Below are 11,802 nucleotides of genomic sequence, written 5' to 3' on the forward strand. Positions count from 1 at the left end.
GAGGCTGACAAGATCTCGATACGCGCGCTTCGCGCGCTACTCGATCCGACCCGCGTCAGATCGGCACCCGCGTCTGCTGCAGCACCGAGCCGAGCACGGCATCGACCGAGACGCCTTCGAGCTCGGCGTCGGGGCGCAGGCGGATGCGGTGACGCCACGTCGGCACGAGCATCGTCTGCACGTGATCGGGCGTGATGGCGGGATAGCCGCCGAGCCACGCCCACGCCTTCGCGGCGGCCAGCAGCGCCGTCGAGGCGCGCGGGCTCACCCCGAGCTGCACGGAGGGACTCTCGCGCGTCGCCCGCGCCAGGTCGACGACGTAGCCGAGCACGTCGTCGGACACGGTGACGGATGCCGCGGCCTCGCGCGCCGCCCGCAGCTGATCGGCCGTCGCGGCAGGGCGAACCCCCGCGGCCGCGAGGTCGCGCGGATTGAAGCCTTCGGCGTGGCGGCGCAGGACGTCGAGTTCGGCGTCGCGTCCGGGCACGTCGACCAGGAGCTTGAGCAGGAACCGGTCGAGCTGCGCCTCGGGCAGCGTGTAGGTGCCCTCGTGCTCGACGGGGTTCTGCGTCGCGGCGACGAGGAACGGGTCGGGCAGGCGCCGGCTCACGCCGTCGGTCGACACCTGACGCTCCTCCATCGCCTCGAGCAGAGCGGACTGCGTCTTGGGCGGTGTGCGGTTGATCTCGTCGGCGAGCAGCACGTTCGTGAAGACCGGCCCCTCGCGGAACTCGAACTCGCCCGCCTTCGCGTCGTACACGAGCGAGCCCGACACGTCGCCGGGCATGAGGTCGGGGGTGAACTGGATGCGCTTCGTGTCGAGTCCGAGCGCCGTCGAGAAGGCTCGCACGAGCAGCGTCTTCGCGACGCCGGGCACGCCCTCGAGCAGCACATGGCCGCCCGCGAGCAGCGCGATCAGCAGGCCCGTCACGGTGCCGTCCTGCCCGACGACGGCCTTGCCGACTTCGAGGCGCACGCGGTTCATCGTCTCGCGCAGCGCCGCATCGTCGTGCGATGCGGGCTCGGGGTTCAGATCGGTCATGGCAGGTTCCTTTCCGGGCGGACGGCCGCGTGCACGGCGTCTTCGAGGTCGCGGAGGCGCCCGCGCAGCGTCAGCAGGTCGCCGTCGGTGCGGGGCACGTCGTCGATGAGGAGCGCCCGCACGTCGCCGCGCGGCATGCCGGTGCGGGACGCGGCGGCGTCGGCGATCTCGGGCGCGGATGCCGCGGGCCCGAGGGCGAGCGCCCGGCTGATCCGTCCGAGCGCGCCGATGCGCAGCTGGTCGGCCGCATGGCCGGCGTCGCGGGCTCGGGCGTAGAGCCGCCCGCGTCCTTCGGTCGTCTCGGACGCGCGCACCGTCACCGGGAGCCGCTCCGCGACGAGGGGTCCGAACCGGCGTCCGCGCCAGATCGCGGCGGCGATCCCGGCGGCCAGGAGCACGACGATGGCGGGGCTGACCCACGGGGGAGTGAGCTCGCCGAGCGTCGGATCGGTTGCGGCGAGATCCGTGTCGCCGAGGCTCGGCACGTACCAGACGACGAGCGGATGCCGCCCCATGAGGTTCAGAGCGAGCGCGGCGTTGCCGGCGTCGGCGAGGTACTCGTTGGTGAACAGCGTCTCGCCGTCGACGGCCGAGATGCGGCGATCGCCGTCGGTGCCGACGAGCAGCCCCATGCCTTCGCCCGCCGGGTAGCAGGCGGTCGTGCCGGAGCCGGGGGAGAAGACGCGGCCGGGCGCGACCGGCCCGGCGCGTTCGGCGTCGGCGAGGTCGCACGCGGGGGCCACGGCGTCGCCCGACGCGAAGCCCGCCGTCGCGGAGCCGGCGAGGAAGAGGCGCAGCTCGCGCGAGCGCGGCTCGATCAGCACGAGGTCGGTGGCGGCGTCGCCGAGCTCCTCGACGGCGTCGTCGGACAGGGCGGGGGCGGCGGGGAGCACGAGGGTCGCCTCAGCAGCGGACAGGGCCGCCGCGGCCTCGGCGCGATCACGCGCGACGATCACGTCGACGCCCTGCGCGCGCAGCAGCTGGGTGACGGCACGCGTGCCGAGGATGCCCGCGGAGTCGGGGTCCAGCGCGTCGCGCTGCGTCCACTCGCCGAGCTGGACGATGGCGCCGCCGATGCCGCCGACGACGAGGATGATCAGGGCGATGACGACCCATGCCCCCACGCGGCGACGTCGCGTCCCCTCGCGCACCTCGACCGCCGTCACGCGTTCGCCGCCGCGGTCTCGGGGATCGGGGGGCGGGCGGCGCGGAGCGCGTCGTCGACGTCGGCGACGCGGGCATACAGGTCGCGCGTGCCGGGACGGCGGAGGTACCGCACATCGTCGAACGCCGTCGCTGCCGCCTCGAGGGGCGCAGCCGAGGCGGGGAACACCGCGGACGCGGCGCGCGCGAACCCGTGCACCGTCGTTCCGGGCGGCGTCTCGACGACACCGCGCTCGTGCAGGCCGCGCGCGAGAGCGCGGAAGCGCAGCACGATCGCGGCATCCCATTCCTGTTTCGATGCGTGGGATGCCGCGGCCGCACGCAGTTCGGCCGCCGAACGATCGTCGGTCTCGCCGAAGAGCACGCCGCGGGCGGCAGGCAGACGACGGGTCGAGCGCGGCATGCCCCACACGAGGAAGGCGACGACGATGAGGAGGACGACGATCCCCGTCACGATGAGCGCGAGCACGAGGCCCCACTCGCCGCTCACCTGCGTCGAGAAGAGCCGTTCGATGAACTGCGCGACGGCGCGTGCGGCGCGGTCGAAGAAGGTCGGCTCCGCCTCACGGTAGGCGGGATCGGCCAGCTCGCGCTCGGCCCACTCGCGGGCCTCGTCCCCGTCGGGAATGAGGGGCAGGTCGGCGAGTCGGGTCAGCGTGGCGGCGACCGTCACGGGGCCTCTCGGCCCGCCTCGGGCGGAGCGGCGCCGGGGGCCGTCCACTGCGTCGGCGCTGCGGGAGGAGCGGGGGGCCGGGCGGAGGCCGCCGGACCTGCGGGGGACGCGTCCGCGGCATCCGCGGGCTGCGCGGGCGACGAGGGCTGCGCGGGCGATGCCTGCGCGGGCTGTGCGGGCGACGCGTCGGGCGGCATCGGCGCCGCGTAGGGCGGCTGATTCGCGGCCGGATACGGGGGTGCCGGGTATCCCTGCGGGCCGGACTGGCCCTGTGGCACCGGGTAGCCCTGTTGCGGAGCGTACCCCTGCTGCGAAGCGGAGCCCTGCTGGGGCGCGTACCCCGGCGGCGGTGCGTACCCCGGCGGCGGCGCGTACCCCGGCGGCGGCGCGTACCCCGGCTGCGGCGCGTACCCCGGCTGGCCGGCGTAGGCCGGGTACGTGGGAGTGAGGTACGGCGACGGCATGTCGCGGCCGATGTGGGCGGCGTAGGGGTCGGGAAGACCGGTGGCACCGGCATCCCGCTTCTCGACGTATTCGAGCAGGTCGAGGTCGAGACCCTCGTGCCGCATGCGGCAGTCGACGTAGATGAGGGCCGTCGCCGTGGACTGCACGACGAGCGCGATCGACTGGATGAGCAGCGCGACGGCGTACGTCAGCAGGAACGTGACGATCATGCTGATGACGTAGGTCGCCTCGTTCTCACCCGTCGGAGAGATGATGACGCCGAGCCCCGCCGACAGGAACGAGAAGGGCAGGCTCACGACCTGGCCGACGACACCGAAGATGGCGCTGATGAGCACGATGACGCCCAGCGCGGGCCAGAAACGCCCGCGCGTGAGAGACCACGAGCGGCGCACGGCACTGCGGATCGTGGCGCGCTCCATCAGGATGACCGCCGGCACGAGCAGCAGCTTGATCATGAGCCACCAGTACAGCGGGATCGCACCCAGGACGAGGAGGATGCCCAGCACGATCGCGACGGGCCACGCGACGAACCCGACCGCGATGACGACACCGGCGAGGACGGTGATGGCGAGCAGCGCGGCGGTTCCGATGATGAGCGACCACCCGATGACGCGCCACACGACGGGCTTCACCTGACGCCAGAGCGCACCGAGCGTGCGCTTCTCGGCGACGACGGCGTGACTGACCTCGACGACGACGACCGCCTGCACGATGACGGTCAGGGCGGTCGCGGCGAGTCCGAGCACGAAGCTCGCGACGACGGTCAGGGCGATCGAGCCGGCGAGGATCGCCTCGAACTCCTCGCTGCCGGGTCGCACCGTGTCCAGGCGCGAGAAGGACGCGAACGAGATGAGCCCGATCGCGACGAGGATCACGATGAAGGCGACGGTCTGCACGACGAGCGCGAAGCCCAGCAGCACGCGCGGGTTCTGGCGCAGGGCGACGAAGGATCGCCCCAGGATGGTGCCGAAGCCGAGCGGATGCAGCGGCACGATGCCCGGGCGGGATGCGGGCGTCCAAGCCGGATAGGCGGTCACGGCTGATCCTCCTGAGGGCTCGGCGGGCCGGGGTCGATCCATCGTGTCACACCCCGCCGACGCGCTCGGCGTCTGTACGGCCGGTGTCGACTACTCTGTGGGAATGCATGGGTGCTCCCGGATCGGCGCCCCGCGGACGCAAAGGACGAGTGGGTCATGACTTCACGCATCCTGGTGGTCGACGACGACACCGCCTTGGCCGAGATGATCGGGATCGTGCTGCGCACGGAGGGCTTCGAGACCGTCTTCTGCGCGGACGGCGCGAAGGCCGTCGACACGTGGCGCGACGAGCGTCCCGACCTCATCCTGCTCGACCTCATGCTTCCCGGGATGGACGGGATCGAGATCTGCACGCGTGTGCGGGCCGAGTCCGGCATCCCGATCATCATGCTCACGGCCCGCACCGATACCGCTGACGTCGTCAAGGGGCTCGAGTCCGGCGCCGACGACTACATCGTCAAGCCGTTCAACCCGAAGGAGCTGGTCGCGCGCATCCGCACGCGTCTGCGCCCCGTCGCCCAGACCGAGAGCGAGGTGCTGCGCATCGGCGATCTCACGGTCGACGTCGCGGCCCACGAAGTGCGGCGCGGCGACGACCTCATCGCCCTCACGCCCCTCGAGTTCGAGCTGCTCGTCGCGCTCGCCGCGAAGCCGCAGCAGGTGTTCTCGCGCGAGATGCTGCTCGAGCAGGTCTGGGGTTACCACTACAAGGCCGACACGCGCCTCGTGAACGTGCACGTGCAGCGTCTGCGCGCCAAGGTCGAGAAGGATCCCGACAACCCGAAGATCGTGACGACCGTGCGCGGCGTCGGCTACCGCGCCGGCGCGCTCGCCTGAGGCGGACATGAGCTCGGTGGACACGGGCGGGATCGTCCGCGTCCCCGTGCTGGATTGGCGCAACTGGCGGGCGTGGCCCGACAACGTGGCGCGCCTGTGGCGGCGGTCGCTGCGCTTCCGGACGGTGCTCGTGACGCTCGCCCTGACGGCGCTGGCCGTCATCGTGGCCTGCGTGTGGATGGCGATCTCGGTTCAGCGCGACCTGTTCGACTCGCGCCGGGATCAGATCCTCACCGACGCGCTCCGGGCGACGACGGCCGCACAGGAGACGCTCGACTCCGCCGTGCTCGGCGATGCGGCGCAGCTGCAGAACCTGCTCTCCACGACCGGCACGGACCTCATGGCGCAGGCCGCGAGCGACGGCATCCGCATCGTCCGCATCGACACGGCGCCCTCGCAGATCGCGCCCCAGGACCTCGCCGTCGGAACCTCGTTCGAGCAGGCGATCACTCCCGAGCTCGCCCAGCGCGTCGAGGCGGACTCCGGCCAGCAGTGGTGGCAGTCGGTCGCGCTGCCGCAGAGCGGCGGATCCGTCGTTCCCGGCATCGTCGTCGCGCAGCAGGTCTCGATCCCCGTCGCCGACATCGGACCCTACGCCGTCTATCTCGCCTACGATCTCGGCGCCTCGGCGCAGACGCTCGGTTTCGTGCAGGCCACGCTGTGGGGCGTCGGCATCGCCCTCGTGCTGCTCATCAGCGGCATCGCGTGGTTCGTGCTGCGCTCGGTCACGACACCCATCGGCGAGGCGGCCGAGACGAGCGCCAAGCTCGCCGCCGGACGCCTCGATGTGCGCCTGCCCGTGCGCGGAGAAGACGAGCTCGCGACGCTCGGGCGTTCGTTCAACGCGATGGCCGACAGCATCGAGTCGCAGATCAAGGAGCTCGCCGACCTGTCGTTGGTGCAGCAGCGGTTCGTCTCGGATGTGTCGCACGAGCTGCGCACGCCGCTCACGACGATCCGGCTGGCCGCCGACATGATCAACGACCATCGTGACGAGTTCGATCCCGCCACGGCGCGTGCGGCGGAGCTGCTCAACGCGCAGGTGCAGCGCTTCGAGCTGCTGCTGACCGACCTGCTCGAGATCAGCCGCTACGACGCCGGGTCGGTGCAGCTCGAGCTCGAGCCGACGAGCCTCGCGCACTTGGCCGAGGATGTCATCGGCTCGATGGAGCAGCTGGCCGAGCAGCACGGCAGCGATGTGCGCCTCGTGGCACCCGGCGGCTACACGCTCGTCGACATGGATCCGCGCCGCATCCGCCGTATCGTGCGGAACCTGCTGGGCAACGCGATCGAGCACGGCGAGGGGCGGCCCATCGTCATCACGGTCGACAGCGACGGGGGCGCGGTCGCTCTCGGCGTGCGCGACTACGGCCTGGGGATGAGCCCCGAATCGGTCGAGCACGTGTTCGACCGATTCTGGCGCGCCGACCCGTCGCGAAAGCGCACGATCGGCGGCACGGGGCTCGGGCTGTCGATCGCCCTCGGCGACGCGCGACTGCACGGCGGAGAGCTCGCCGTCTGGTCGGAGCTCGGCAACGGCACGAACTTCGTGCTCACGCTGCCCCGGCGCAAGGGACGCCTCACCGCACCGTCGCCCCTTCCCGTCGAGCCCGTCGACGATGTCGGTGCGGCGCTGGAAGACCTCGGTCTCACGCAGCCGATCGAGGTGCTGCGCGACACGACGGGAACGGATGCCGCCGGGGCAGGGGGCAGACGATGACGCGCCGGCGGTGGGCAGTCGCGATGGTGGCCGTGCTCGCCCTCGCGCTGTCGGCGTGCACCGGTCTGCCCACGGGCGGCGGCGTCAACGAGGGTCTCGCGGGCGGAGGCGATGTGGATCCGCCCGACATCTCGCTCATCCCCGATCGGCCGCAGGCCGGGGCGACGCCCGAGCAGATCGTCGACGGCTTCCTGCGCGCCGGCTCAGGGGTCGCCGACGACTGGGCGCGCGCGCAGGAGTTCCTCGCGCCGCAGTTCCGCGGCGAGTGGGATCCGAACGCCGGCGTCACGATCGACGTGCTCGGCTCACGCGAGACGCGCCTGCTCGACGACGACACCGTCTCGGTGCTCGTGTCGCAGGTCGCGCGCGTCGACGAGAAGGGATCGTACGAGCGCGTCGAAGAGGGCCCGACGACACTGACGTTCGAACTCGCACAGCAGGACGACGGCGAGTGGCGCATCGCCGAAGCGCCCGACGGCATCGTGCTCGACCGATCGCTGTTCACCTCGATCTTCAACGACTACTCGCTCGCCTACTTCGACACGACGTGGAACTACCTCGTGCCCGACGTGCGCTGGTTCCCCCGCTCGCGCGTCGCCTCGAGGATCGTGGCGGCGCTGGTGAACCGTCCGAAGAGCGAGTGGCTCGCGGCATCCGTCAGATCAGCCTTCCCCGAGGGGGTGTCGGCCGTGCCGTCGGTCACGGTCGCGGCCGGCGGTGTGGCGACGGTCGGCCTCACCGAAGACGCGCTCGCGCTCGATCAGGAGACGCGCGACCGCATGCAGACGCAGCTCAAGGAGAGCCTCCGAACAGCCAACATCACGCAGGTCGAGATGGTCGTCGGCACGACGGTGCTCAGCGCCGAGCCGGTGCCGGTGCGCCGTACGGCGGTGTCGGGGCCCGCCCTGGTCAAGACCGAGGCGGGTTTCGGATTCCTGTCGGGCGACGAGTTGCTGCCGATCCCAGGCCTGTCCGGCACCATCGCCGACGTCGACGCGACCGCCGTGCAGGTCACCGGCGACCGCGACCTCGCCGCCGTGCAGCGCACCGACGGCTCGGTCTGGCGCGTCCCCGCGGGGGGCGAGGCGAGTCTCGTCGACGACCGGCCCCGGCTCGTCGAGCCGTCGGTCGACCCGTTCGGGATCATCTGGAGCGTCCCGCGCGACACCCCGCACGCCGTGCGCGCCCAGCTGCCCGACGGCACCGTCGTCGACGTGACCGAAGCCTGGCCCGAGACGACCGAGATCTCGGCGATGGCGATGTCGCGCGACGGCGCACGCATCGCGGGGCTCGTGACCGCCGGCGGACGCACCGCCGTGTGGGTCTCGGGCGTGCTGCGCGGCGACGCCGGCGTGCCGACGGGTCTCGGCGCGCCCATCGTGCTCGGAATCGCCGCCGACGACGGGCGCGCGCTGGCGTGGCTCGACGAGACGACACTCGGAGCGCTCGCGGGTGGCGGTGAGACGGCGAGCGTGCTCACACAGCCCGTCGGCGGGCCCGGCACATCGGTCACGGCTCCCTCCGAAGCCGTCTCGATCGCGACCGGCAGCACGCTCGCCTCGACGCGACTGCGCGGAGCCGACGGCTTCCTCTATACGCGACGGGGTCCGAACTGGCAGGAGAGCGGCGCGGGCGTGCTCGTGCTCGCGACACAGCAGGGCACGCCCGAATAGACGGTCCCTCCCCAGTCGCGGGCGGGGCCGGACTGTGCACCGGGCTCCGCCGCTCGGCAGACGGTGCGAACGGATGCTGCGATGCTCGGCGCCGTGGACCCGTCATCGCCCGTCCGGCGCGCGCTCGCCGATGCCCTCACCTTCGTGCTGCCCGTCGACTGCGCGGGATGCGGCGTGCCCGATGTCGCGCTGTGCGAGCAGTGCGTCGGGCTGCTGGCGCCCGCCGTCGAGCACCGGACCGTCGCCGGTCTCGATGTCTGCAGCGGCCTGCCGTTCGACGGTGTCGCGGCGCGCGTGCTGCGCGCGCTCAAGGAGGAGGGGCGCACGGGTCTCGCCCGGCCCCTGGCGCCCGCACTGCGGGCGGCGATCGACGGGGGTTTCGGAGCGGCCGCCGTCGTCGTGCCGGTGCCGACCTCGCGGGCGTCGTTCCGCCGCCGCGGCTATCACGTCGCCGAGCTCGTCGCCCGGCGCGCGGGGCTGCGCGTCGAGCGGCGCCTGCGGCTCGTGCGGCAGCCGGCGGACCAGCGTGGTCTCGACGAGGTCGAGCGGCGTCGCAACGTCGCGGGGAGTGTGATCGCGCGGGGTGCGGCATCCCGTCGCGTCGTCGTGCTCGACGATGTCGTGACGACCGGTGCGACGCTCGCCGAGGCTGCGCGGGCGCTGCGCGAGGCCGGGGCCGACGTTCTCGGGGCCGTCACGATCGCCGCCACGCCGCGGCGTTCGCTGACAGGGGAAAGCCGTGCGTGACACGGCATGGTCCGCGCCGATAGCGTGGGGAGGACAAGGCGACTGATGGTCCGCCCTTGACCGGGCGGACCGGAACAAGGAGGTCAAGGATGGAAACCAACATCGCCGGCGTGGGAGTGAGCATTTCGGATCGCTTCCGCGGCGTGGTCGACGAGAAGGCCGTCCGCATCGAGAACCTCGCTCCGAAAGCGCAGCGACTCGACGTCAAGGTCACGCACCGCGCTTATCACAACGGCCGTGTCGAAGACGAGACGGTCGAGCTCACGGTGACCGGCAAAGGACCCATCGTCCGCGCCGAGGCCGTCGACGGCGACAAGTTCGCGGCGCTGGACATGGCGGTCGACAAGCTCACCGAGCAGCTGCGGCGCGCGAAGGACAAGCGCATCGACGCGCGCAAGCACCCCCGCGGTGCGAAGCTCGACAAAGAGAGCGGATCGCTGCAGGGCGTGGACATCCAGCCGGCGTCGGTCGAAGCGCTGCGCGCGGTCGCGACCGGCGAAGTGCCGGTCCTCGCGGGGGCGGAGGACGACGAGGACTACACGCCCGTCGTCATCCGCACGAAGGAGTTCGCCCCCGAGTGGATGACCGTCGAAGACGCCGTCGACCGCATGGAGCTCGTCGGGCACGACTTCTTCCTGTTCATCGACGTGCGCACCGACCACCCGAGCGTCGTCTACCGCCGCAAGGGCTGGGACTACGGCGTCATCTCGCTTGCGACGCAGGCCTCGCCCGAGGCCGTCGCGTCGTAGCACCGACCTGATCGCACGGATGCCGCGGGCTCAGGCTCGCGGCATCCGCTGTGTCGCGGGTCGCTGCCCGGCGGGTTCGGGGCGGATTTCGATCGCGACGCGCCGTCGTGCTCGGGGTGTCGCGCCAGGAACGCGCCCCGAAGCGCCTGGGATGGTCAGTCGAACATGCCGTCGAGCAGGCTGCCGATCACGAGGCCGCCGAGGATGCCGCCCATGACGCCGTTCCCACCGTCGCCGCCGCGGCGACCACCGCCCCAGTTCCCGCCCCACTGGTCCTGCTGCGGGCGGGCCGCGTCGATGTCGCGCTGGGCGAGCTGCAGGGCTTCGCCGGCGAGGAACGCCACCCGGCGCGCCATCGCCATCGCCTGCTCGCGGTCGTCTTCGTCGATCTGCGTGACGACGGATGCCGAGGTGCCCAGGTAGCGGTCGAGATCGACCCGCACGCGCTCGGCCTCGGCGAGGCGCGTGCGCGCGTCCGCGCCGATCCAGCCGCGGTGACCGGCGATGACGTCGCGGGCGACGGCGAGCTGTCGGTCGGAGTCGTCGATGCTGTGCCGCACGTGCTCGAGCGGTGGGATGGGGCGGGCAGCGCGCTCGCGCGCCGTCGCGATGGCGGCATCCAGCCCCTCGTTCGCGGTGCGCAGGCGCGTGAGCTGCGTGAACGGGTCGGTGTTGACCCCCGCGGCGGGGAGCGCCGCGAGCGCGGCCTGCAGGTCGTTGATCGCGGCGGAGACGCCGGGGGAGCGGGGCTCCTTGAGCGCGACGACTATGTCTTCGCGGGAGTCCTCGACGATCGCGGCGAGCGTCGACTCGGCGCGCAGTGCCTCGACCTCGAACGTCTCGACGGCATCGAGCAGCGTCGCCGCGCGGCGCACCGACTCGGTCGAGGCCTCGAGGGCGAGGTTCGCCTGCTCACGCTGTCCCGCTTCGCGTCGACGCTCCGCGACGCCGGCGCTGTGCTCGGCGAATCCGAGCAGCTGGTCGGCTTCGGCGGGGTTGGACTCGACCTGGGCGAGCGCCTCGGGAGCGTAGCGCGCGGCAAGGCGGGAGACCGTGTCGCGGGCTGCGGGGATGCGCGCGCGCAGGTGTGCGGCATCCGATCGCACCTTCGCGATGATCTCGGGAGCGCGACGTGCGCGGGCGATGCGCTCGGCGAGGGATTCGGTGCGGTCATCGAGCAGGTCTTCGGCCCACCCGCACAGCTGGACGATGCGCGCGTTGCGCGTGCGCAGCTCTTCGGGGGTGTCCGGGATCTCGTCGTGATTGAGCTGGTGCAGGTGGAAGGCCTCGCCGAGGTGCTCTTTCACGGCGGTGAGCGCCTCGCGCAGCTCCTTCGTCGAGTCGGGTCCGAGCTCGGCTTCGGCGAACGCGAGCTCGTCGCTCGTGACGCGGATCCGCTCGTCGGCGGCGACGAGGGCGGTGCGCGCCTTACGGGCGAGATCTGCGTCGTGGGTCTGCAGTTCTTCCTGCTCGCGCTTGCGTTTGCCCCAGAATCCAGCCATGCCTCCGATCCTACGGGCGGTGGCCGAACGTCGGCTGCGCGGGGGGCGGCCCGGTGCGTCCGCCCACCGCGAACCCCCGACCGCGAGCCCCGAAGACCGCGAGACTGCAACGGCGCGCCGAGACAGAAGGGGGGAACCCAAACGCTCAGGGAACGGCTGAGATCCCACGTCGTGGGGGTCGGAAGGGCGCGAG

Annotated in this window: 10 protein-coding genes; 5 read left to right on the forward strand and 5 right to left on the reverse strand. The window is 72.3% G+C overall.

Annotation, left to right across the window (positions count from 1 at the left end):
- Window positions 1-55: 55 nt before the first annotated feature.
- Genes ACWICD_RS02015 through ACWICD_RS02030 form a run of 4 tightly spaced genes read right to left on the reverse strand, consistent with a single transcriptional unit; the run spans window position 56 to window position 4,381 of the window.
- Window positions 56-1,042, reverse strand: coding sequence for an AAA family ATPase (locus tag ACWICD_RS02015; RefSeq protein WP_376126791.1), 987 nt, complete (start codon window positions 1,040-1,042; stop codon window positions 56-58).
- A complete protein-coding gene (locus ACWICD_RS02020) occupies window positions 1,039-2,208 on the reverse strand; it encodes a DUF4350 domain-containing protein (protein WP_454139129.1) in 1,170 nt (389 codons plus the stop codon). The genes ACWICD_RS02015 and ACWICD_RS02020 overlap by 4 nt, the downstream gene beginning before the upstream one ends.
- The gene (locus tag ACWICD_RS02025) at window positions 2,205-2,879 is read right to left on the reverse strand and encodes a DUF4129 domain-containing protein (RefSeq protein ID WP_454139130.1); all 675 of its coding nucleotides are present in this window, start codon (window positions 2,877-2,879) and stop codon (window positions 2,205-2,207) included. The genes ACWICD_RS02020 and ACWICD_RS02025 overlap by 4 nt, the downstream gene beginning before the upstream one ends.
- On the reverse strand, window positions 2,876-4,381 hold the full coding sequence (locus ACWICD_RS02030) for a glycerophosphoryl diester phosphodiesterase membrane domain-containing protein (protein WP_454139131.1): 1,506 nt from the start codon (window positions 4,379-4,381) through the stop codon (window positions 2,876-2,878). Before ACWICD_RS02030 ends, ACWICD_RS02025 begins: the two co-directional genes overlap by 4 nt.
- A 156-nt stretch (window positions 4,382-4,537) precedes the next feature.
- On the opposite strand from ACWICD_RS02030, the gene mtrA reads away from it, so the two are divergent.
- The 5 genes from mtrA to hpf all read left to right on the forward strand — a co-directional run bounded on the left by mtrA (window position 4,538) and on the right by hpf (window position 10,107).
- Window positions 4,538-5,218 (forward strand): MtrAB system response regulator MtrA, encoded by a 681-nt coding sequence (gene mtrA / locus ACWICD_RS02035; protein WP_376126802.1) that lies wholly within the window; start codon window positions 4,538-4,540, stop codon window positions 5,216-5,218.
- A gap of 7 nt (window positions 5,219-5,225) precedes the next feature.
- Window positions 5,226-6,938 carry an MtrAB system histidine kinase MtrB gene (gene mtrB / locus ACWICD_RS02040; RefSeq protein ID WP_454139132.1) on the forward strand — a complete coding sequence of 571 codons (1,713 nt, stop codon included), beginning with the start codon at window positions 5,226-5,228 and terminating at the stop codon, window positions 6,936-6,938.
- Complete coding sequence (locus ACWICD_RS02045) at window positions 6,935-8,611, forward strand: LpqB family beta-propeller domain-containing protein (protein ID WP_454139133.1); 1,677 nt, start codon at window positions 6,935-6,937, stop codon at window positions 8,609-8,611. The genes mtrB and ACWICD_RS02045 overlap by 4 nt, the downstream gene beginning before the upstream one ends.
- An 81-nt stretch (window positions 8,612-8,692) precedes the next feature.
- Entirely contained in the window at window positions 8,693-9,358 is a 666-nt protein-coding gene (locus tag ACWICD_RS02050) for a ComF family protein (RefSeq protein ID WP_376126810.1), read from the forward strand.
- 89 nt (window positions 9,359-9,447) lie between these two features.
- Window positions 9,448-10,107: a ribosome hibernation-promoting factor, HPF/YfiA family gene (gene hpf, locus ACWICD_RS02055; RefSeq protein WP_376126813.1), complete on the forward strand. Its 660-nt coding sequence runs from the start codon at window positions 9,448-9,450 to the stop codon at window positions 10,105-10,107.
- Window positions 10,108-10,262: 155 nt separating this feature from the next.
- Here hpf and ACWICD_RS02060 read toward each other — a convergent pair whose 3' ends face one another.
- On the reverse strand, window positions 10,263-11,609 hold the full coding sequence (locus ACWICD_RS02060; RefSeq protein WP_454139134.1) for a hypothetical protein: 1,347 nt from the start codon (window positions 11,607-11,609) through the stop codon (window positions 10,263-10,265).
- Between the last annotated feature and the right edge of the window lie 193 nt (window positions 11,610-11,802).

Source organism: Microbacterium sp. NPDC055357 (genome assembly GCF_053644835.1).

Excerpts from the sequence above, each read along its gene's own strand:
- ACWICD_RS02060 (WP_454139134.1), bottom strand. The coding sequence starts at position 11,609 with ATGGCTGGATTCTGGGGCAAACGCAAGCGCGAGCAGGAAGAACTGCAG.
- mtrA (WP_376126802.1), top strand. The coding sequence starts at position 4,538 with ATGACTTCACGCATCCTGGTGGTCGACGACGACACCGCCTTGGCCGAG.
- ACWICD_RS02050 (WP_376126810.1), top strand. The coding sequence starts at position 8,693 with ATGCTCGGCGCCGTGGACCCGTCATCGCCCGTCCGGCGCGCGCTCGCC.
- ACWICD_RS02015 (WP_376126791.1), bottom strand. The coding sequence starts at position 1,042 with ATGACCGATCTGAACCCCGAGCCCGCATCGCACGACGATGCGGCGCTG.
- mtrB (WP_454139132.1), top strand. The coding sequence starts at position 5,226 with ATGAGCTCGGTGGACACGGGCGGGATCGTCCGCGTCCCCGTGCTGGAT.
- ACWICD_RS02045 (WP_454139133.1), top strand. The coding sequence starts at position 6,935 with ATGACGCGCCGGCGGTGGGCAGTCGCGATGGTGGCCGTGCTCGCCCTC.
- hpf (WP_376126813.1), top strand. The coding sequence starts at position 9,448 with ATGGAAACCAACATCGCCGGCGTGGGAGTGAGCATTTCGGATCGCTTC.